Origin of the sequence: Bacillus sp. 22190 (assembly GCF_052045575.1) — a bacterium.
Classification (GTDB): domain Bacteria; phylum Bacillota; class Bacilli; order Bacillales; family Bacillaceae; genus Bacillus; species Bacillus altitudinis.
Window position 1 is genome coordinate 330,881 of the sequence record NZ_JBQEPF010000001.1, and the last position, 20,852, is coordinate 351,732.

Consider the following 20,852-nt stretch of genomic DNA (forward strand, 5'->3'; position numbering starts at 1 on the left):
TTTCGGATATAGCGGGCTTGCCTATTGATTAGGCAAGCTTTTTTGATTAGTATTATAAATCTAGTGAAAAACAATGATCATTCTTTTTTAAAAAGCAACTTAACGGATAAGGAAGGTATTTAAGAATGAAAATAGCCGTTGTAACAGACAGTACTGCTTATATACCACAAGAACTACGTGATAAACATCATATTCATATGATCCCTCTGAATGTCATCTTTGGTACTGAATCATACCGTGAAGAAGTAGAAATGGATTGGAAGACATATTATGAAGAAGTCAAGAAACATAAAGATCTTCCAACAACCTCTCAGCCTGCTTTCGGTGAACTTATAGAATTATATGAAAAACTTAGTGAAACATATGATGCTGTGATTAGTATACATCTGTCAAGCGGAATTAGTGGAACATACAATAGTGCGGCCTCAGCGAATGAACTAGTTGACGGAATCGACATTTATCCGTTTGATACAGAGACTAGCTGTATGGCGCAAGGTTTTTATGTGTTAGAAGCTGCTGAAAAAATCCAAGGTGGTGCTTCTCCAGAAGAAGTGATTTCCCATCTCAATTATCTGAAAGAAAATCAAAGAGCTTATTTTATGGTAGACGATTTAACTCATTTACAACGTGGCGGCAGATTAAATGGTGCTCAGGCTTTTATTGGAAGCCTCTTAAAGGTAAAGCCTATCTTGCATTTTGACAACAAGCTAATTGTCCCTTTTGAGAAGATTCGTACACGCAAAAAAGCCATTTCACGTATTTTTGAATTATTTGATGAAGATGCATCACGTGGTGTTCCAATGAGAGCAACTCTGATACATGGTAATAGAGAAGAAGAAGCAGATGAATTAATTGCGCACTTATTAGAAAAGTATCCTCATGTTGAATTTTATAAAAGCTACTTTGGTGCCGTGATTGGCACTCATCTAGGCGAAGGCTCTTTAGCACTTGGCTGGATCATCAGATAGATATCAAAATCCCCTTTTCTCATGGAAAAGGGGATTTGTTTTTCTGTTTTTACAATTAGACGAAAGGCCTTCTCTTTGTACATAATGGGTCAACATGAATGGAAAGGTAGTGCGTGAAATTGAATCTGGAAAAAGCAATGGAACTCAGTCACAAGCTACAATCAAGGCATCTTCTTCCTATTGAATGTCAATGTACACAGTCCGAATTGGAGTGGCTGGAGAATCAAGGATTCATCCATAGAACACCTGCTGTCAATAGGGTGGCGAGTGGTTTGATCTGCTGCCGGTGCGGTGTATCAAACAAGCGCTACTTTGCCCTCTCTCCGTGTGAAACATGTAAAAAAGACTGTGTATACTGTAGATCCTGCATCATGCTGGGAAAAGTAAGTGAATGTGGCTTTCTCTATGAATGGACGGGTCCACAAAAGAAAGAAACAAGACAAGTTGAATTAACATGGCAGGGAGAACTTTCTAAAGGGCAAAAGAGAGCGTCCGATAGGCTAGTAGAAGCAATCCAAAACAAATTTGATCTGCTCGTTTGGGCTGTTTGTGGTGCGGGGAAAACGGAGGTGCTTTTTCACGGAATAAAATATGCGCTAAATAACGGAATGAGTGTTTGTATTGCGACGCCTAGAACCGATGTTGTACTTGAGCTTGAACCTCGAATGAGAAAGGCATTTCAAGGACTGAATATAGCTGCACTTTATGGCGGGAGTTCTCAAAGATTTCAAATGGCACCGCTTATGATCGCTACAACCCATCAGCTAATGAGATATAAAAACGCTTTTGATGTCCTCATTGTAGACGAAGTCGATGCTTTTCCTTATTCAATGGATGAACGGCTTCAGTTTGCTGTTTTAAAGTCAATGAAAAAAACAGGAGTTAGAATTTACTTAAGTGCCACACCATCTAAAAAAATGCAAAAGGATGTTGCTTGTAGACAATTAGAAGCGATCAAAATTCCTCTGCGCTTCCACCAAAAACCGCTGCCTGTCCCAACATTTCAATGGGTTGGAGATTGGAAAAAGAAATTAAAAAGAAATCGGCTTCCAGCATCTACAATGAACTGGCTGCATGAACATATCACAAAGAAAAAAAGAGTGCTACTCTTTGTTCCTTCTATTTCTACTATGAAGAAGGTAACTCATATTCTTCAAGTTCAATGTGTAAATGTACAGGGAGTTTCTGCCGATGATCAAGAAAGGAAGCAAAAAGTCCAGCATTTCAGAGATCATAGATACGATGTATTGGTTACAACAACTATTCTAGAAAGAGGCGTTACCATTCAAGATGTTCAAGTGGGCGTATTAGGTGCGGAATCTCCTATTTTTACAGAAAGTGCACTTGTCCAAATTTCTGGTAGAGCAGGGAGACATCCAGATTTTTTTAACGGAGACGTATACTTTTTTCATTTTGGTTTAACGAGAAGTATGAAACAAGCAAAGAAACATATCGTAAAAATGAATAATACAGCTGAAAAAGAGTTTTCTGAAAAATAGTGTGGGTTCAACTAAATCATGGTACATTATATTCACAAAACACAAATGGCAGGAGAGACAAAATATGCTACTCAACGCAAAAGAAATACTACTTAAAGAAATTCTCTATCAATATCTCAACCAATTAAACATGATTTGTCATTGTGAAAAATGTATAGAAGATGTATTAGCCATTTCTCTAAATCAAGTGAAACCGCAATATATAACAGATATCGATAAAATATCCTACAGTAAATCCGAGATGGTGGATAAACAGAAAAATACGGCGATGCTCGTCATTCTGACAGAAGCTGCTTCAACGGTCACTACATATCCAAGGTGCGAAAATCATTTGCCGTTGAACAAAGAAAAGCGTTGATTTGTCCAATTTGTGAGAGCCATTTTGTGGCTGCTTTTACATGGAAATCATTCCTACTATTAAATGAAGATCGTTTATGTGTAGCATGTAAGAACCACCTGATGAAGATTCAAGGTCCTACTTGTCCCAAATGCGGAAGAGCGCAATCAAATGATCAATTGTGTCAGGATTGTTCAAGGTGGGATAAACGACGGGATTTTACTGAGATTCTTGTAATGAATCGGTCTGTTTATGCTTACAACGACTTTATGAAAGATATTCTAGCTCGATTTAAATTTCGAGGTGATACGGCTTTAGCTGATCTATTTAAAAAAGATGTACAGTCAGCGTTTAAACGTTCTTTTTCAATCAAAGAACCGGTCCTTGTCCCAATTCCTTTGAGTAAAGAGAGATTAAAGGAAAGAGGATTCAATCAGTCAATGATGCTTGCTTCCATGATTGGCGGACCTATATTGGAGCCACTTATAAAAGTACATCAAAGTAAGCAGTCTAAGAAAAGAAAAAATGAACGTTTACATCAACAGAATTTGTTCCAATTAAGGCAGTCAAACCCGATCGTTCTAAAGGATATCATATTAATCGATGATATTTATACAACTGGGGCGACAGTCTATCATGCAGCAAAAATTTTAAAAGACGCAGGCGCCAAAAGTGTTTCCTCTTTTACGTTGATTCGTAGTTAAAAATCATGACAATCAACCGATATTAAGAAAAGAAAATAACGTAAGGGGTTTTGGTTATGAATCAATTGGCAAACTGTCCACAATGTAATCAGTTATTTTTAAAAACCACCATCCAAACGGTTTGTAACAAATGCTTTGAAGAAGAAGAACGTTCTTTTGATATCGTTTATAAATTCTTGCGTAAGCAAAGTAATAGACAATCAACCATTGCTGAAATAGTAGACGCAACAGAAGTTGATGAAGAATTAATCCTGAAATTTATCCGTTTAAAAAGACTTCAAATTAGTCAATTCCCGAATATCAATTATCCTTGTGAAAGATGCGGCCAACCGATCAGAAAAAACAAGCTGTGTAGCCATTGTGAAAAGGATATAAAGACGCAAATCAGTCAAATGGACCAAGAAGAAGAGCGTAAAAGGGAGATTGAATCTAGGAAAAAAGACACCTATTATGCCATTAATCCTAAAAACGACTGATTCCCTAAACTAAGTTGCAGTTTGGTCGATAAAATGGATAGAATCAAGACAGACTGTAACGGAAAGCGAGAGGAATCCCGTGAAAATTAATCGATATGGAACACAACCAGTAAATCCATACAAGAAAACATATGAGAAACAAACGTTGCAATCGAATCAAGCAAAATCAACTGACAAAGTCGAAATTTCTAAAAAGGCAATCGAAATGCAAAAGGTGCCGAATATCATGAAAGAACGTCAAGATAAAATAGACCAAATTAAAAAAAGCATTGAAGCCGGAACATATCAAGTAGATACAAAAGGCATTGCAGATAAAATGTTGAATTTTTATAAACAACAATAACAAAAGGGAGTAGCGTGAATGTCAGTAAAAATAATGATTGAAGAACTGCACCGTCTCTACGGATTACATGAACAGCTTCTAAAGCTGTCTAAGAATAAAACAGAAATGCTGAAAAATAATGAGATCGATGCTCTTTCAGAGGTTCTGAACCTTGAGCAAAAATATATTCAGGCCATTTCACAATTAGAAGAAAAGCGGATTGAAGCAGCAGTTCAATTTTTACAAAGTGATCAATCGCCGACAATCACCGCATGCATCGAAAAAGCTACAGGAACGGATCAAGAAGAGCTTATTTCGTTATATGAGAAGCTGAATGACATCATGGTGGAACTGAAAGATGTAAACGAACTGAACAAACAGCTTATTCAGCAGTCACTTCAATTTATTTCACTGACATTCGATCTTGTGAATCCTAACAAAGAAAATATGAATTACGGACAAAATGGTCTTGAGAGTTCAAAGCCTAAACAGCATAGGGCTTTGTTTGATTCAAAGGCGTAAACAAGGAGGATATCTATGGGTTCTACATTCATGGGACTAGAAACGGCAAAAAGAGGAATCACAGCCCAGCGTGCAGGGCTTTATGTCACATCAAACAACGTATCCAATGCAAATACTGATGGCTACTCAAGACAGAGAGTTACCTTTAAAGCAGAGAATCCTTACCCAGTGATTTCTGTTTATGATGGCAAGACATACGGCCAAATGGGGACAGGTGTCCAAGTTGGAACTGTTGAAAGAATTCGAGACAGCTTTTTAGATCTTCAGTATAGAGATCATAACAATAACTTGTCTTATTATGCGACGAAGTCTGATGCTCTTTCACAAATGGAAGGAGTGATGAATGATTTGACAGATGAAGGCTTGAATAGAGCCTTTGATAATCTCTGGAAATCATTACAAGTCTTATCGGAATCGAAAAATGCTGATACTGCTTCAGCCCGTACAGTTGTTAAGACAAGTGCTCAAGCTTTAGTAGATCAATTCCGCCTGCTAAATTCTTCTTTAACAACGATACAAAAGAATTTAAAAACTGAACTCGATTCAACGGCAAAAAATGTGAACACCCTATTAACTCAAATTGATGAAGTGAATAAACAGATTGCAACAGTTGAACCAAATGGTTATCTTCCCAATGATCTTTATGATACGCGAGACGCTCTTATAGATCAGCTTTCCTCACTTGTTGATATTAAAGTGAGCTACAACCCTTCTGGAGGAAATGCTCTGGAAATTGCTGAAGGAACCGTTAACATCGATATTATCGGTGCAAATGGACAATCTGCTGGAACAATTTTAAATGGCATTACCAATGAAAAATCTGAATTGCAACTTTCCTATGATAATACGACGGGACTTGTTAACTCACTCCAATTTGGAACGACAACCATCGCAGCTGATCAATTACAAGTGAATGGTAAAGTAAAAGCACTTGTTGAGGCGTATGGCTACATGTCTAATGGAGATGAAAAAGGCATGTACCCGGATATGCTTGCTGAGCTGGATGAAGTAGCAAAAGTATTTATGGATGCTTTTAACGACGTCCATAAGCAAGGATACACGTTAAATGGCACAAGTGGACAAGACTTTTTCGATATTGAGAATAACAATGATTTGAATAAAGGCTTGGCAGCCCGTATCAAAGTGAGTGACGTGATTTTAGCATCGACAGATAACATTGCTGCATCTCTTAATCAAACGCAAGGTGATGGTTCGAATGCTACGAAATTAGCTAATATTCAAAACTTAAAGCTACCAATCGGCGGAAATACCACAACAATTCAGGATTACTATCAGAATGTCATTGCCGAAATGGGGATACAAGCTAAAAAGAACATGACCCTTGAAAGCAGTTCAGCAGCTCTTGTGAATTCAGCCAATGAACGCAGGATGTCAACTAGTGCTGTATCTATAGATGAAGAAATGACGAACATGATTCAATTTCAGCATGCGTATAATGCAGCAGCAAGAATTATGACGTTACAAGACGAAGTATTAGATAAAATAATAAACGGCATGGGAGTCGTAGGAAGGTAGGGTAACTGATGCGAGTCACGCAAAGTATGATTTCTCAAAATTCACTTCGAAATATTAGTAAAAGTTATGAAAAACTCTCTAAAATTAATGAGCAGGCACAGTCTGGAAAACGTTTCACAAAAACGTCTGATGATCCTGTGGCAGCAGTGAAAAGTCTTCAGTATAGTACAGCCATGTTTCGAAATGAGCAATACCAAACTAATTTAAATGAGGCACGAAACTGGATTGATACATCTGAAACAAGTGTTACTGAAATAATTGATATCATGTCAAATATACGATATAAAGTACTCGATGCGGCCAATGGAACAAAACAGCCAGAAGATTTAGCTGCTATCGGAGTGGAAATTGGTCAGATGAAGAATCAAATCATTGATGCAATGAACACGCAGATGTTAGGTAAGTTTGTTTTTAATGGGACGAATACAAATGTTAAACCAGTTGTAGAGAATGCAGATGGTACGTTTACATTTAACTTTGAAAACTATACAGATGCAAACGTGGTTCAATCGAACATTTCTGATGGAATCACATTAAATGTGAATTCAAATCCTCTTTCAGCTTTTGGTGGGCAATCTGCCAGTGGTCAAAATGTCATTGAAATGCTGACTGATTTAGAAAACTCATTAAAAAATGGAACGTTTACAAATTCAGATGATGCATTAGGAAATATCGATCAGTTTAAAGAAGTGATGAGTGCTGAGCGTTCAGACCTTGGGGCTAGATCTAATCGTATCGACTTAGTCGGAAGCCGTTTGACTTCGCAATTTGAAGTGCTGAAAAAGGCTAAATCAGATGCCGAAGATGTAGAAAGTGAAAAAGCCATTCTTGATCTTCTTCAACAAGAGACTGTGAATAGAGCTGCTCTAGCGACGACAGCTAAAGTGATTCAGCCGTCCCTTGTCGATTTCTTAAGATAAGAAAAAGCATCCGTTGGGTGCTTTTTTGCATCATGGAGGTGAACCTATGCAAATTCCTAGATTGTTAATGGAGCAAACTTATGCAAAGCTGCAAATGTCGACAACCCCTTCCAGGCAAGAAGTAGAGCAGCCAAGAGCGGATCTTGAGATTCAGCAGCCAAGAGCTGTCATGAATATCACAAGGACACCGTCGAAATTAACCATAGATCAAACCGAGGCATTTGCCGATATGGATATTAAGTCGATTTTTAGGCGTTCTGAGGAATGGGCTGCTGAGGGGAAACGTGCGATTGGAGAAGGAATGGGGCGTAGAGCGGAAGAAGGAAGTGAACTCATCAAGATCGAGAATGGTGGGAATGCGATTGCTGAGTTTGCGAAAATCAACGGCAGTCCTCCAGCAAAACAATTCAACATCGGTGTGATTCCTTCATTTTTTAGTGTGAAAATTCACTATCAGCCATCTGAACTTAAAATTGATGTGGAGCCGCAAAAAGCTATTATAGAGGCAACACCTCATAAACCAATTGTTAACTACCAGCCAGGTAAAGTTCATATTGATATGTTACAATTCCCAGAATTAAAAATAGAAGTTGACGAAACAGGTCAAAATGGTGATAAGGTATAGTTAAGAAAAATGAAAAAGGTCGTGAATTATGATCATTCAAACAAAATACCATGGTGAAGTGACGATTAAAGAGGAGCAAATCATTCATTTCTCTAATGGGATACCAGGATTTCTGGATCAAAAACAATTTGTCATTTTACCTTTATCAGAGGAATCCCCATTTTTAGTTCTCCAATCTTTGGAAAATGCAGAACTAGGCTTTATTGTCAGCAGCCCATTTTTATTCTTCAATCAATATGAATTTGACTTAGAAGAATCGGTTGTAGACATTCTTGGGGTGGAAGATGCCAATGATGTGGAAGTCATGGTTATTTTAACAATGGGATCTTCTATTGAAAAAACGACAGCCAATTTAAGAGCGCCTATTATTGTTAATCGGAAAAACATGAAAGCCAAGCAGGTCATTTTGCATGATTCAGCCTATCATACAAAACATTTGCTAGAGGTGGCTTCCTCATGTTAGTTCTATCTCGTAAATTAAATCAATCGATTCAAATAGGCGACGATATTGAAGTTAAAATAATTGCGATTGAAGGCGACCAAGTAAAAGTCGGAATTGAGGCTCCTAAGCATATTGATATTCACAGGAAGGAAGTATACCTGTCTATTCAAGAAGAAAACAGCCGTGCTGCTAGCTTGTCCTTTGATCTACTTTCTCAATTATCCTCACAAAAAAAGTGAGGATTTTTTTATCCAATTCGTTTTTAAACCTCCGTGTAAAATCATTTCTATGTAGGGGTATGACACCATCTATATGAAACTTTAACAAATCGGGCCATCTATATTTAATTTAATAATTCAAAGCCGATATAAAAGATAGATCAAAGCACAGGAGCTGAATAACTATGTCTGTTGGTAAGTTGACTTCGCTAGAGCCACTGATTGATGCATTTCAAACCCGTGTTACGAATCATCAAAATGACAATGCAAACACTGATTTACAAGCAAATGGAAAAGTCGTTTCAAAAGAAGAAATTGAGAAAACGCTTCAAGGAGCAAATAAGCTGATTGAACCTACTCAATTTCATCTTCAATTTGAATTGCATGAAAAACTCAATGAATATTATGTCAAAGTCGTAGATAACCAAACCGAAGAAGTCGTTAGAGAGATTCCTTCCAAAGAATGGCTTGATTTCTATGCGGCAATGACAGAGATTGTCGGTTTATTTGTCGATAAAAGAATGTGAAGGGAGAACATAAACCATGGTTAATCGAATTACTGGATTTTCAAATGTATTTGATATTGATGAAATCGTCTCAAAGCTAATGAAAACTGAGCAAGCACCACTTGATAAAATGACACGCCAGAAACAAACACTTGAATGGCAAAGAGACAGCTACCGCGAGGTCAATTCAAAGGTCAAAGAATTAGATGATCTCATTGCCAAACTAAATTTAACATATCCGAGTACTTATGGCGCAAAAAAGGTCACAAGCTCCAATGAATCTGCTGTCACAGCAACTGGCTCAACAAATGCTACCTCTGGCTCGATTAATGTGACCCAACTAGCGACAGCATCCGTATTCAAATCTTCTAGTCCATCTGGATTTACTGCTTCAAACGGTACGTTTACGTTTGAGGTGACGACACCAGATTCTACAACACCTAAAACAGTGACCATTAATACAACTGATACAGATACCCTTGATTCAATCGTGTCAAAATTGAACAACGCTCAACTAGGTGTCACGGCTTATAAAGGCCAGATCTTTGATGGAACCAACTACGTAGATACGATCGCTCTGACTTCGCGTACGACTGGTGAAGGTGTCAGTATTAAGGCAGCAGATGGCAATTCTGCTTCATTTTTAACGCAATTAGGATTCCAAGTGGATGGAGATAATAAATTAGTTGCGACTACTCAAGGGCAGAAAGCGCAATACGAAATTAATGGTCTCAAAATGGAAAATAACAATAATACCTTCACGCAGGCTGGTATCACATATGAGCTGAAAGGAACAACAGATAAGCCTGTCAGCTTGAACGTTTCAACAGATGTTGATGCCATCTTTGATAAAATTAAACAATTTGTTGATAAATACAACGAACTCGTTGAATTGGTCAATGGTAAAGTGAATGAAAAGCGAAATAGAGACTATCAACCATTAACGGCTGAAGAGAAAAAAGCCATGTCTGAAAAAGAAATTGAGTTATGGGAAACAACCGCTAAGTCTGGCTTACTGAGAAGTGATTCTATTTTACGAGCTGGTGCCTCTAAAATAAGAAGTGATTTTTATGCTGATATTACGACAAGTGATGGGAATAAGATTCACATGACACAAATCGGTATTTCTACTTCATCCTCGTATAAAGATGGCGGGAAGCTTGAACTAATTAATATTAATGGAGTAGAGAAATTAAAAAAAGCCATTGAAGAAGACCCAGAAAAGATAAGACAAATGTTTATCTCTGGTTCTTTAAATGTTGATTCTAAAGACAAAGACAAAGCACAGCAGCAATATAAAGAACAAGGAATCATCTATCGCGTCAAAAATTCCTTATCAGCCTTCACAAAGAGTATTCAAACAAAAGCTGGTAGTACAACAATGGAGCTAAAAGAATATGGACTTGGTAAGGATTTAGATTCTTTGGCAAAACGAATGGATACATTCCAAGATCGTTTAAAATTAGTGGAAGCTCGTTACTACAAAAAGTTTAACGCCATGGATAGTGCGATTCAAAAGCTAAACAACCAATCTGGCTATCTTTCTCAACTGCTTGGACAATAATTGGAGGTTTATAACATATGGCAATTCAGAACCCTTATGCCGCCTATCAGAAAAATTCTATTGAGACTGCAACACCGGCCGAGTTAACGCTTATGCTTTATGAAGGATGCTTAAAGTTTATTAGACTAGCAAAGCATGGCATTCAAAAAGAAGATGCTGAAATGAGAAACTTGAACCTGAAAAAGGCTCAAAACATCATCCAAGAATTAAATGTCACCTTAAATCGTACGTATGATGTATCAAAGAGCATGGCAAGTATGTATGACTACATCTATCGAAGACTGATTGAAGCCAATCTGCAAAATGACGAAGAGATCCTGAATGAAGTAGAGCAATATGTGACTGATTTCCGAGATGCTTGGAAGGAAGTCATTCAAACCGATCGAAAAGGGCGTCACCACTCTATTGGGGGATCTCTATGAGTATTGTGGACCAACTGCACGACCAAACGTTAAAAATGGCAGCGGAAATAGAGGCCAATCCGCAAAGCGAAACACTCGTTGAAGACTTTGATGCTTTTTTAGTTGAGAGAGACGAACTAATGAGAGACATTCAACATGAGCTTTCCGTTCAAGAAAAAGAGAAAATCAAAGAAATCATTCAAACAGATCAACTGATGGCCAAGCAATTAACGGAGATTCAAAATGGGATCAAGGCAGATATTCAAGCCATTCAACGTAAGAAAACAAAACAGCTGAATTATCAAAATCCGTATCAGCCCATGACAAGTGACGGCGTATACTACGATAAACGGAAATAAATAGGTGAGACCTGTGGCGTATCGTTCAGATGACTATATTTTATTAACCACATATTATGACCTTCTATATACGATAGAAGAGAGTCTAAAATATTTAGATGAAATTGAGAAGGATTTCGCTAAAACAGAAGGGGATCGGATCTTTAATGATCTGATCCATGCCTTCTTTCATTTAGAGACAACACACCCGCTTCTGCTTTCAATTATTGAAAATGAGCACTTTGCCAAGACGATTCGATCGTTTGACCAAATTTTTTTAAGTTTCGATATACTAGCTTTCTATACATTCCCTTCAAATCACTTCCAGTCATTCCTTACATCATATTTTATACCTGAATATAGAAAGTGGATGGATGAAATACATGCCTGTATGAGGCCGTATGTCATTCATTAATTTTTGTTCAATTCAGACCATTCGGAGGAATTTATGAGACTAAAAAATCAATTTTTATTTGGGCTTATTGTCATATGTGTATTGTTTGTCAGTATTTTAGGATTTTCTAGCTTTATCTATTACAAAACAGATCAATCGTATAAAGCACTCCTCACCAAAGAAGTAAAGCTGTACCAGACCTCACTGGAATTAGAGGCACTGCTCCAAAAGCAGGAAGCACAAATTAAAACGTATGTGGTTGTTCAAGATGCTGAAAATTTACAGAAGATTGAGCAAACATATGAAGAAATCAATAAGAAAACAGCTGAAGCATCAAAAATGAGCACCGTTAAACAAGCAAAAAATCTGTTAGATCAAATTTCCGAAAAAAATTATCTTTACTACACCTCAACAAATCGATTATTTAATTCATTGAATATGCAAAATCAAAAAGAATTCAACACCCGCCTCAGTCAAGAATTACAACCTATCGAACAAGAAATACATACCTTTACAAAAGAATTTGCTCAAACACAATTGAAACAGCGTGATCAAAAAATCAGTCAGCTCAATGAAGAAAGTAACCAATTATTGCTGACGCTTATTCTCGTTAGCGCAGCGATTATAGTCGGCTTTTTAGTCATTGGCACAAGGTTTGTTCATCGTATGACAAAACCGATTGTCTCTGTCACACATGCAGCAAGAAGAATGGCAGATGGTGACCTCACACTTGAAGAGATTGAAGTAACCTCTAAAAATGAAATTGGCCAGCTCGGTACGGCTTTTAACCAAATGACAGCTCATTTGCGTCAGCTCATCTTACAGGTGCAAAACGGGTCAAGGCAATTAGCTGATTCTGCTGCTCAATTTGAAGAAACCATCAGTCAAACCATATCGGCTAGTGAACAGACGTCTAGCTCGATTGAACAGGTCAGTGAAGCTTCACGTGAACAATCGGATGCAGTAGGAAAAGTAGCTTCTTCAATTCAAGAAGTTTCGACTGGTATGCATAATGCGGCTGAACATACGTCTGATGTTTCGGGTCACTCAATTTCAGTGACTGAAAAGGCTGAAGAGGGCGCATCCCTCATTCAACAATTTGTGAAACAAATGAGTTCTATTAAGGAATCTGTGAATGAACATCATTCTACAATGGCCAATGTACAAGTACAGTTTACCGGCATTCAAGGCCTGCTGGGGAATATTCATGCCATTGCAGATCAGACAAATTTACTTGCTTTAAACGCAGCCATTGAAGCAGCAAGGGCTGGGGAACATGGAAGAGGTTTTGCGGTTGTTGCAGATGAAGTCAGAAAGCTGGCAGAAGAATCAAGTCAGCTGACCGACCAAATTAGTCAGTTACTCGCCAACGTGAACAAAGATACTGAAAGATCGTCTCACTCTATGACGAAAGTGGAACGAGATGTAGCAGAAGGTGTGAAAGTATCGCAATTGTCTGAACAGAGCTTTCAAGAAATTCTGGAATCCATCCGTGATATCTCGATGAAAGCAGAGGAGCTTTCTGCCACGACAGAGCAAATCTCAGCTAGTACAGAAGAAATTTCTCAAACAATTGGTGTGATAGAAGAAGGAGTCAAGCGAAATTCTGAGGAAACAGAGTACATGTCGGCGGCTGTTGAAGAATCACTAGCGGCGAATGAGGAAATGAAAGCAGCTGCGGAAGATTTAAAATCTTTGTCTCAATCACTGAAAACATCTATTTCATCTTTCAAGATTTAACAGTGCGATGGTCTTTTTCAAGAATCAATCGAATATATATTCATCACCTATCAAGTAAAAGCTGAAGCACCGCAGGATTCGACAAATTTCAATAAAAATTCACATTTTTTTTACGTTTGAGCAGGAGAAAAGGAGGGAAAAGTAGAAATAAGTTTACATATCCTTAATTTTAAAGGAGGCGTTCTTTACATGAATTACAATGTCCGAGGAGAAAACATCGAAGTAACACCTGCACTAAGAGATCATGTCGAGAAAAAAATTGGAAAGTTGGAGCGTTATTTTGAGTCAGATGTTGATGCTTCAGTCAACGTGAACTTGAAATTTTACAACGATCAAGAATCTAAAGTTGAGGTTACCATTCCAATGACTGATCTAGCACTTCGAGCAGAGGTGCATAATGAGGATATGTACAATGCAGTAGACCTAGCAACCAGTAAATTAGAACGTCAAATTAGAAAACATAAAACGAAAGTGAACCGTAAATTCCGTGAGCAAGGTGCGAAAAAGCATTTATTTGCTGGAGGAAACGGTGCTTCCGAAATAGCAGTTCAAGATGACGAAGAAATTGATGAAACAGAAATCGTCAGACAAAAACGCTTCAATCTAAAACCAATGGATAGCGAAGAGGCCATTCTCCAAATGAACATGTTAGGTCACAGTTTCTTTGTCTTCACAAATGCTGAGACAAATTTGACCAATGTGGTATACCGCCGAAATGACGGTAAATACGGACTCATTGAGCCGAACGCTTAATCATTCGTTCCTTTTGATCCGAAAATGACCTAAAAAAAGTAAACCCGTTCCCTTCATTAGGGGCGGGTTTTTTGTGCTAAATCATTGCAAATTCTTTGGAAATCAAGGAAGGTATGGTATGATAAATGCAGGTAAATATGGACCTGTCAAACTTTTGGACATGCCGAAAAATTGCATGAAATAGAGGAGCGTTATTATATGCTTGGAATCTTAAACAAAGTGTTTGATCCTACGAAACGTACGATCAGCCGATATGAAAAAAAGGCAAATGAAATCGAAGCTCTCGCTCAAGATTTTGAGAAATTATCTGACGAGGCTTTACGAAATAAAACGATCGAATTTAAAGAAAAACTTGAAAAAGGACAATCTGTAGACGACCTTTTGGTTGAAGCATTTGCAACGGTTCGTGAGGCTTCCCGCCGCGTGACAGGAATGTTCCCATTTAAGGTGCAGCTCATGGGGGGGATTGCCCTACATGAAGGGAATATCTCTGAGATGAAAACAGGTGAAGGTAAAACGTTGACATCAACGATGCCTGTTTATTTGAATGCTCTTTCTGGAAAAGGCGTCCACATTGTAACAGTCAACGAATATTTGGCAAGCCGTGATGCAGAGGAAATGGGCAAGATTTTCGAATTTCTTGGATTAACGGTTGGCTTGAACTTAAACAGTCTAGACAAAGATGAAAAAAGAGAAGCGTACGCTGCTGATATCACGTATTCAACAAACAATGAGCTTGGCTTTGATTATTTACGAGATAACATGGTGCTGTATAAAGAGCAAATGGTTCAAAGACCACTTCATTATGCCGTCATCGATGAAGTTGACTCCATCTTAATTGATGAAGCGAGAACACCTCTTATTATTTCTGGACAAGCTGCAAAATCGACGAAACTTTACGTACAAGCAAATGCCTTTGTTCGTACGTTAAAAATAGAAGACGATTTCACTTATGATATTAAAACAAAAAGTGTACAGCTGACTGAAAGCGGAATGACGAAGGCGGAAAAAGCATTTGGCATCGAGAACTTGTTTGATGTCAAACATGTTGCTCTTAACCACCATATCGCGCAGGCTCTTAAGGCGCATGTTGCGATGCAAAAAGACGTTGATTATGTTGTGGAAGATGGTCAAGTCGTCATCGTTGACTCCTTCACAGGACGTTTAATGAAAGGACGTCGCTATAGTGAAGGTCTGCATCAAGCCATTGAAGCAAAAGAAGGTCTTGAAGTGCAGAATGAAAGCATGACACTTGCAACCATTACGTTCCAGAACTACTTCCGTATGTATGAAAAGCTATCTGGTATGACAGGTACAGCGAAAACGGAAGAAGAGGAATTCCGTAACATTTACAATATGCAGGTTGTCACAATCCCAACCAATAAACCGGTTGTGCGTGATGACAGACCTGATTTAATTTACCGTACAATGGATGGCAAATTTAAAGCAGTAGCTGAAGACGTCGCACAGCGTTATATGACAGGACAGCCGGTCCTTGTCGGAACTGTTGCGGTTGAGACATCTGAATTGATTTCAAAACTGCTTAAAAATAAAGGCATCCCTCATCAAGTGTTAAACGCGAAAAACCATGAGCGTGAAGCACAAATTATTGAGGAAGCTGGACAAAAAGGTGCCGTCACAATTGCGACAAACATGGCGGGACGTGGAACAGACATCAAGCTTGGCGAAGGTGTGAAAGAACTAGGCGGTCTTGCTGTTATTGGGACAGAGCGTCATGAATCACGCCGTATTGATAACCAGCTCCGTGGTCGTTCTGGTCGTCAAGGAGACCCAGGGATTACTCAATTCTATCTCTCGATGGAAGATGAATTGATGCGCCGATTTGGTGCAGAGCGGACAATGGCGATGCTTGATCGTTTCGGCATGGATGACTCTACTCCAATTCAAAGTAAAATGGTCTCAAAAGCTGTTGAATCTTCTCAAAAACGTGTTGAGGGGAATAACTTTGATTCCCGTAAGCAGCTTCTGCAATATGATGATGTTCTTCGTCAACAGCGTGAAGTCATTTACAAACAGCGTTTTGAAGTCATCGATTCTGATAACTTGAAATCGATTGTGATCAATATGATTCAATCGTCTATTGAGCGGGCTGTTGGATCTTACACGCCGAAAGAAGAACTTCCAGAAGAATGGAAACTAGATGGTCTTGTTGAATTAATCAACACGAACTATTTAGATGAAGGTGCCATTTCGGTCAAAGATATCTTCGATAAAGAAGCAGATGAGATCACCGAATTCATCATGGAGCGGATTAAAGAGAAATATGATGCAAAAGAAGAGACATTTGGCGATGAACAAATGCGTGAATTTGAAAAAGTCATCGTTCTTCGTGCAGTAGATTCGAAGTGGATGGATCATATCGATGCAATGGATCAGCTGCGTCAAGGAATCCATTTACGTGCATATGCACAAACCAATCCGCTTCGTGAGTATCAAATGGAAGGATTTGCGATGTTTGAGCATATGGTCGCTTCAATTGAAGATGACGTCGCTAAATATGTGCTAAAATCAGAAATCCAAAACAACCTAGAACGTGAAGAAGTCGTTCAAGGACAAACAACTGCTCATCAGCCTCAAGAAGGCGATGAGGAGAAAACAGTGAAGAAAAAGCCAGTGCGTAAAGTAGTGGATATCGGAAGAAACTCACCATGTCACTGCGGAAGCGGCAAGAAATATAAAAATTGTCATGGGAAGACAGAATAAGTAATGGAAAGAGGTGAAAACCTCTTTCTATTCATGTCAGCCCCCATACATCTATGAGGTGAAGGATATGGAATTAGTAGAAATTAGACAAGAGCTTGAAAATATGGCTAGCAGGCTAGCTGATTTTAGGGGGTCTCTTTGACCTCGATACAAAAGAAGCGAAAATTGCAGAGCTTGAGGCCACGATGTCAGAGGCTGACTTTTGGAATGACCAGCAAAAAGCGCAAGGTGTCATTAATGAAGCCAATGCACTGAAGGATTATGTGAATACATATCATGAGCTCAGTGAATCTCATGATGAGCTGCAAATGACGCATGATTTATTAAAAGAAGACTACGATGAGGATCTTCATGCAGAGCTTGAAAAAGAGCTGAAGAACTTAACAAAACAATTTAACGAGTTTGAATTGCAGCTTCTTTTAAGTGAACCGTATGACAAAAACAATGCCATTCTTGAGCTTCACCCAGGTGCAGGTGGAACGGAATCACAGGACTGGGGATCGATGCTCCTCAGAATGTATACCCGCTGGGCAGAGCGCAGAGGCTTTAAGGTTGAAACCCTTGATTATCTTCCAGGGGATGAAGCCGGAATTAAGTCTGTGACATTACTGATTAAAGGACATAACGCTTACGGTTACTTAAAAGCAGAAAAAGGTGTTCATCGTTTAGTCCGTATTTCTCCATTTGATTCATCTGGCCGTAGACACACCTCTTTCGTTTCCTGTGATGTCATGCCAGAATTTAATGAAGAAATTGATATCGATATTCGTACAGAGGATATTAAGGTGGATACGTATCGTGCAAGTGGTGCAGGGGGTCAGCACGTCAATACGACGGACTCTGCGGTTCGTATCACACACATCCCAACAAATGTCGTCGTGACGTGCCAAACGGAAAGATCCCAAATCAAAAACAGAGAACGTGCAATGAAAATGCTGAAGTCTAAGCTTTATCAAAAACGGATCGAAGAACAACAGGCGGAATTGGATGAAATCAGAGGAGAACAGAAAGAAATTGGCTGGGGAAGCCAAATTCGCTCGTATGTTTTCCACCCATATTCTCTTGTGAAAGACCATCGTACCAACACGGAGATGGGAAATGTTCAAGCGGTGATGGATGGAGATTTAGATTCCTTTATCGATGCGTATTTACGTTCAAAATTATCATAAAAACTCGGCTTCTTGCCGGGTTTTTTTAATTGTGAGAAAATATAATGAATATAAAGGAATACATATGCCATACTGACTCTATATCCTTTGTATGATGAAATTAGCAATTAAAGGGGGAAATAATTTGGGATTAAAACCATTACAAGAGACGTGGGATTTAGATGCCTTTTTTAAAGGAGGCAGTTCTTCATCAGAATTTATCACATACTTACAGCACATACAGCAGCTATTAGATGAGTTACGACAAAAGGTAGATGCCTTTTCAAAAGAAGATACACAAATTGAAAAAAAGTTAACAGCTGTCCTTGAAACGTATGAAATCACATATAAAAAACTAGCGCAAGCAGGTTCATTTGTATCCTGTCTACAATCTCAAAATACAAAGGATATGAAGGCGGGCAGTCTCCGAGGGTCTATTGCCAAGCTGGAAGCTGAATTAGGAACCATTCTAGCAGGGTTTGATCAATCACTTGCTGAGATTCCTACTAGCCAGTGGGAAGAATTAATGGATTCAGCCGCTTTTTCAGATGTTCGTTACATATTAAATGAACGAAGAGAACATGTAAAAGATCAACTGCCTGTTGAACAGGAAACACTCATTCAAAAACTAGCAGTAGATGGGTATCATGCGTGGGATGAACTTTATTCTAGCTTGGTGAACAAAATTACCATTCCATTTGAGCAAAATGGTGAAACACAAATGATCTCTGTAGGCCAAGCAGAAAATGCGATGGATGATTCAGATCGTGAAGTAAGAAAAGCCGTGTATCATAATTTAGAACATGCATGGACACAGGATGAACATTTGTTTGCAAGCACACTCAATCATCTCGCTGGTTTTCGTCTACAAGTATATGAAGCAAGAGGATGGGATCATATATTAAAAGAGCCCCTTGATATTTGCCGGATGAAACAAGAGACGCTCGATACAATGTGGTCTGTCATTGATGAACATAAGCAGCCATTCATTGATTATTTACAACGTAAAGCTGACATGCTTGGGGTTGATAAACTAAGCTGGTTTGATGTGGGAGCGCCTATTGGAATTGAGACAAAAACCTATTCTTATCAAGATGCAGCCGCTTTTATTATCAAGCATTTCGCAGGGTTTGGAAAAGAGCTTGCTGCTTTTACTGAAAAAGCTTTTAATGAACGCTGGGTAGAAGCTGAGAATCGCCCAAACAAACGAGTGGGCGGTTTTTGTACGAATTTCCCTGATAGCGGAGAATCACGTATTTTTATGACCTTCTCAGGGACTCCATCCAATGTAGCGACACTAGCGCATGAGCTTGGTCATTCGTTCCATCAGGAAGTCATGCAGGATGTTCGGATGTTGAATCGTAAATATGCGATGAATGTAGCTGAAACTGCGTCGACATTCGCTGAAATGATTGTGGCAGATGCTTCATTAAAAGAGGCGGCCAATGAAGAAGAGCGTCTCAGTTTGCTAGAGGATAAGCTGCAGCGTAGTGTGGCATTCTTTATGAATATTCAATCACGCTTCTTATTTGAACAACGCTTTTATGAAGAGCGCAAACAAGGAGAAGTGCCAGCTGACCGCTTGAATGAGTTGATGGTAGAAGCACAGAAGGAAGCCTTTGGCGACTCTTTAGATGAATACCATCCGCATTTCTGGGCGTCTAAACTGCATTTCCATATTACAGGTGTCCCGTTTTATAACTTCCCTTACACCTTCGGGTACATGTTCTCGCTAGGTATTTACGCGAAAGCATTGCAGGCTGGGGCATCATTTGAAGAGAAATATATTGCGCTATTAAAAGATACAGCGTCAATGACTGTAGAAGATTTGGCATATAAGCACCTAGGTGTCGACCTGACTCAAAAAGCATTTTGGGAAGAGGCCATTTCACTGGCTGTGGCAGATGCTGAAGAGTTTTTAGAAGCGACGAAGGCATAAAAAATGAAAAGCTCCCATTACGGGAGCTTTTTTGCTGGTTTTAACCATTCCAGCATCGTCTGAACGATGTCTTTTTGTTGCGTGAGGACTGGAATGTCTGCAGGCTGATCCCCTTTTTGTTTGCCATACATGCCAAATTGAGCATGATTACCGCCTTTTATCTCATGGTACACCGTTTGAGAAGGTAGCTGCTTTTTCGATTTTTTGATTTTTTCTTGTGTCGCCAGCCCATCTTTTTCGCCTGAAATAGATAATACTTGCAAGGAAGCCTGTTTCAAATCATCTGATGCAGGATAGGAGGCAAGGAAAAAGAGGCCGTCCAGCTTGCTTTGATTTTTCTCTGCATACATAGCGGCAGCTGTCCCGCCTAGTGAATGTCCGCCAATGTACCAATGCTTGATGGCCGGATGACTTTTGAGGATCTCCTCTGCCTTCTTCGTATTAAAAATCGCGAAGGAAAATGGCATGTCTGGGATAAAGACTGAATAGCCTTTCTTCATCAGCGCATTCCCAAGATAGGCATACGCAAGAGGTTCAACTTTTGCCCCAGGATAGAGAATGATGCCAGTATCGCTTTTTGATGCTTCAAATGAATATACCCCATTTTTATGATCGACTTGCTCAATCTTCATCTGCTTTTTTAACGCTTCCGATGGTCCATATGTAAAGCGGCTCCATGTATAGAAAGCACCAAAAGCTAAGATGATGAGTGCAAGTAATGTAATACCGGTGATCTTCAGTATTTTCTTCATCGTATGTCCCTTCTTTCTCATGTA

The 20,852-nt window shown here is 38.9% G+C and carries 23 protein-coding genes and 1 pseudogene; 23 read left to right on the forward strand and 1 reads right to left on the reverse strand.

Annotation, left to right across the window (positions count from 1 at the left end; translation table 11 throughout):
* The first annotated feature begins 125 nt into the window (after positions 1–125).
* The 23 genes and pseudogenes from ACTJKA_RS01680 to ACTJKA_RS01790 all read left to right on the forward strand — a co-directional run bounded on the left by ACTJKA_RS01680 (position 126) and on the right by ACTJKA_RS01790 (position 20,076).
* The gene (locus ACTJKA_RS01680) at positions 126–968 is read left to right on the forward strand and encodes a DegV family protein (protein WP_024719242.1); all 843 of its coding nucleotides are present in this window, start codon (positions 126–128) and stop codon (positions 966–968) included.
* Positions 969–1,087: 119 nt separating this feature from the next.
* The gene (locus ACTJKA_RS01685; protein WP_142675479.1) at positions 1,088–2,467 is read left to right on the forward strand and encodes a DEAD/DEAH box helicase; all 1,380 of its coding nucleotides are present in this window, start codon (positions 1,088–1,090) and stop codon (positions 2,465–2,467) included.
* Between the two features lie 64 nt (positions 2,468–2,531).
* Positions 2,532–2,825 (forward strand): late competence development ComFB family protein, encoded by a 294-nt coding sequence (locus ACTJKA_RS01690; RefSeq protein WP_008348267.1) that lies wholly within the window; start codon positions 2,532–2,534, stop codon positions 2,823–2,825.
* Positions 2,786–2,989: pseudogene (locus ACTJKA_RS01695) on the forward strand (hypothetical protein); the annotation flags it as partial. The gene ACTJKA_RS01690 and the pseudogene ACTJKA_RS01695, both read left to right, overlap by 40 nt.
* Positions 2,990–3,040: 51 nt before the next feature.
* Complete coding sequence (locus ACTJKA_RS01700) at positions 3,041–3,508, forward strand: ComF family protein (protein WP_038475569.1); 468 nt, start codon at positions 3,041–3,043, stop codon at positions 3,506–3,508.
* Positions 3,509–3,564: 56 nt separating this feature from the next.
* Positions 3,565–3,984, forward strand: coding sequence for a TIGR03826 family flagellar region protein (locus ACTJKA_RS01705; RefSeq protein ID WP_017357864.1), 420 nt, complete (start codon positions 3,565–3,567; stop codon positions 3,982–3,984).
* 79 nt (positions 3,985–4,063) lie between these two features.
* Positions 4,064–4,327 carry a flagellar biosynthesis anti-sigma factor FlgM gene (flgM, locus tag ACTJKA_RS01710; protein WP_003213252.1) on the forward strand — a complete coding sequence of 88 codons (264 nt, stop codon included), beginning with the start codon at positions 4,064–4,066 and terminating at the stop codon, positions 4,325–4,327.
* An 18-nt stretch (positions 4,328–4,345) separates the two neighbouring features.
* Entirely contained in the window at positions 4,346–4,828 is a 483-nt protein-coding gene (locus ACTJKA_RS01715) for a flagellar protein FlgN (protein WP_007499977.1), read from the forward strand.
* A 15-nt stretch (positions 4,829–4,843) separates the two neighbouring features.
* Positions 4,844–6,364: a flagellar hook-associated protein FlgK gene (gene flgK, locus ACTJKA_RS01720; RefSeq protein WP_099496871.1), complete on the forward strand. Its 1,521-nt coding sequence runs from the start codon at positions 4,844–4,846 to the stop codon at positions 6,362–6,364.
* A gap of 8 nt (positions 6,365–6,372) precedes the next feature.
* Positions 6,373–7,284 (forward strand): flagellar hook-associated protein FlgL, encoded by a 912-nt coding sequence (gene flgL / locus ACTJKA_RS01725; protein ID WP_171465820.1) that lies wholly within the window; start codon positions 6,373–6,375, stop codon positions 7,282–7,284.
* 46 nt (positions 7,285–7,330) lie between these two features.
* Positions 7,331–7,909, forward strand: a complete 579-nt coding sequence (locus ACTJKA_RS01730; protein ID WP_008348255.1) for a DUF6470 family protein — start codon at positions 7,331–7,333, stop codon at positions 7,907–7,909.
* 28 nt (positions 7,910–7,937) lie between these two features.
* Positions 7,938–8,372: a flagellar assembly protein FliW gene (gene fliW / locus ACTJKA_RS01735; protein ID WP_007499985.1), complete on the forward strand. Its 435-nt coding sequence runs from the start codon at positions 7,938–7,940 to the stop codon at positions 8,370–8,372.
* Positions 8,366–8,590, forward strand: coding sequence for a carbon storage regulator CsrA (csrA, locus tag ACTJKA_RS01740; protein ID WP_008348252.1), 225 nt, complete (start codon positions 8,366–8,368; stop codon positions 8,588–8,590). Before fliW ends, csrA begins: the two co-directional genes overlap by 7 nt.
* Positions 8,591–8,754: 164 nt before the next feature.
* Entirely contained in the window at positions 8,755–9,096 is a 342-nt protein-coding gene (gene flaG / locus ACTJKA_RS01745) for a flagellar protein FlaG (RefSeq protein ID WP_171465819.1), read from the forward strand.
* Positions 9,097–9,112: 16 nt separating this feature from the next.
* Complete coding sequence (locus tag ACTJKA_RS01750) at positions 9,113–10,639, forward strand: flagellar hook-associated protein 2 (RefSeq protein ID WP_057078994.1); 1,527 nt, start codon at positions 9,113–9,115, stop codon at positions 10,637–10,639.
* A 17-nt stretch (positions 10,640–10,656) separates the two neighbouring features.
* The gene (gene fliS, locus ACTJKA_RS01755) at positions 10,657–11,061 is read left to right on the forward strand and encodes a flagellar export chaperone FliS (RefSeq protein ID WP_008348247.1); all 405 of its coding nucleotides are present in this window, start codon (positions 10,657–10,659) and stop codon (positions 11,059–11,061) included.
* Complete coding sequence (locus ACTJKA_RS01760) at positions 11,058–11,399, forward strand: flagellar protein FliT (protein WP_008348246.1); 342 nt, start codon at positions 11,058–11,060, stop codon at positions 11,397–11,399. Before fliS ends, ACTJKA_RS01760 begins: the two co-directional genes overlap by 4 nt.
* A gap of 13 nt (positions 11,400–11,412) precedes the next feature.
* A complete protein-coding gene (locus ACTJKA_RS01765) occupies positions 11,413–11,793 on the forward strand; it encodes a hypothetical protein (RefSeq protein ID WP_008348244.1) in 381 nt (126 codons plus the stop codon).
* Between the two features lie 33 nt (positions 11,794–11,826).
* Positions 11,827–13,512, forward strand: a complete 1,686-nt coding sequence (locus ACTJKA_RS01770) for a methyl-accepting chemotaxis protein (RefSeq protein ID WP_265153770.1) — start codon at positions 11,827–11,829, stop codon at positions 13,510–13,512.
* 189 nt (positions 13,513–13,701) lie between these two features.
* Positions 13,702–14,265, forward strand: coding sequence for a ribosome hibernation-promoting factor, HPF/YfiA family (gene hpf / locus ACTJKA_RS01775; protein ID WP_268357959.1), 564 nt, complete (start codon positions 13,702–13,704; stop codon positions 14,263–14,265).
* A gap of 198 nt (positions 14,266–14,463) precedes the next feature.
* On the forward strand, positions 14,464–16,989 hold the full coding sequence (gene secA, locus ACTJKA_RS01780; RefSeq protein ID WP_440607592.1) for a preprotein translocase subunit SecA: 2,526 nt from the start codon (positions 14,464–14,466) through the stop codon (positions 16,987–16,989).
* A 67-nt stretch (positions 16,990–17,056) separates the two neighbouring features.
* Positions 17,057–18,158 (forward strand): peptide chain release factor 2 gene (prfB, locus tag ACTJKA_RS01785; protein WP_098680723.1). Its coding sequence is split into 2 segments (ribosomal slippage): positions 17,057–17,128 and positions 17,130–18,158, totalling 1,101 coding nucleotides; the frame shifts between segments, so codons are not numbered across the junction.
* Positions 18,159–18,282: 124 nt separating this feature from the next.
* Entirely contained in the window at positions 18,283–20,076 is a 1,794-nt protein-coding gene (locus tag ACTJKA_RS01790; protein ID WP_336750194.1) for a M3 family oligoendopeptidase, read from the forward strand.
* 17 nt (positions 20,077–20,093) lie between these two features.
* On the opposite strand, the gene ACTJKA_RS01795 is transcribed toward ACTJKA_RS01790, so the two are convergent.
* Complete coding sequence (locus ACTJKA_RS01795) at positions 20,094–20,828, reverse strand: alpha/beta family hydrolase (RefSeq protein ID WP_072367406.1); 735 nt, start codon at positions 20,826–20,828, stop codon at positions 20,094–20,096.
* Positions 20,829–20,852: the final 24 nt, after the last annotated feature.

Excerpts from the sequence above, each read along its gene's own strand:
- ACTJKA_RS01715 (WP_007499977.1), top strand. The coding sequence starts at position 4,346 with ATGTCAGTAAAAATAATGATTGAAGAACTGCACCGTCTCTACGGATTA.
- fliS (WP_008348247.1), top strand. The coding sequence starts at position 10,657 with ATGGCAATTCAGAACCCTTATGCCGCCTATCAGAAAAATTCTATTGAG.
- ACTJKA_RS01750 (WP_057078994.1), top strand. The coding sequence starts at position 9,113 with ATGGTTAATCGAATTACTGGATTTTCAAATGTATTTGATATTGATGAA.
- ACTJKA_RS01795 (WP_072367406.1), bottom strand. The coding sequence starts at position 20,828 with ATGAAGAAAATACTGAAGATCACCGGTATTACATTACTTGCACTCATC.
- ACTJKA_RS01730 (WP_008348255.1), top strand. The coding sequence starts at position 7,331 with ATGCAAATTCCTAGATTGTTAATGGAGCAAACTTATGCAAAGCTGCAA.
- ACTJKA_RS01760 (WP_008348246.1), top strand. The coding sequence starts at position 11,058 with ATGAGTATTGTGGACCAACTGCACGACCAAACGTTAAAAATGGCAGCG.
- ACTJKA_RS01700 (WP_038475569.1), top strand. The coding sequence starts at position 3,041 with ATGAATCGGTCTGTTTATGCTTACAACGACTTTATGAAAGATATTCTA.
- flgK (WP_099496871.1), top strand. The coding sequence starts at position 4,844 with ATGGGTTCTACATTCATGGGACTAGAAACGGCAAAAAGAGGAATCACA.
- hpf (WP_268357959.1), top strand. The coding sequence starts at position 13,702 with ATGAATTACAATGTCCGAGGAGAAAACATCGAAGTAACACCTGCACTA.
- secA (WP_440607592.1), top strand. The coding sequence starts at position 14,464 with ATGCTTGGAATCTTAAACAAAGTGTTTGATCCTACGAAACGTACGATC.
- flgL (WP_171465820.1), top strand. The coding sequence starts at position 6,373 with ATGCGAGTCACGCAAAGTATGATTTCTCAAAATTCACTTCGAAATATT.
- fliW (WP_007499985.1), top strand. The coding sequence starts at position 7,938 with ATGATCATTCAAACAAAATACCATGGTGAAGTGACGATTAAAGAGGAG.
- csrA (WP_008348252.1), top strand. The coding sequence starts at position 8,366 with ATGTTAGTTCTATCTCGTAAATTAAATCAATCGATTCAAATAGGCGAC.
- flaG (WP_171465819.1), top strand. The coding sequence starts at position 8,755 with ATGTCTGTTGGTAAGTTGACTTCGCTAGAGCCACTGATTGATGCATTT.
- ACTJKA_RS01690 (WP_008348267.1), top strand. The coding sequence starts at position 2,532 with ATGCTACTCAACGCAAAAGAAATACTACTTAAAGAAATTCTCTATCAA.
- ACTJKA_RS01680 (WP_024719242.1), top strand. The coding sequence starts at position 126 with ATGAAAATAGCCGTTGTAACAGACAGTACTGCTTATATACCACAAGAA.
- ACTJKA_RS01705 (WP_017357864.1), top strand. The coding sequence starts at position 3,565 with ATGAATCAATTGGCAAACTGTCCACAATGTAATCAGTTATTTTTAAAA.
- ACTJKA_RS01770 (WP_265153770.1), top strand. The coding sequence starts at position 11,827 with ATGAGACTAAAAAATCAATTTTTATTTGGGCTTATTGTCATATGTGTA.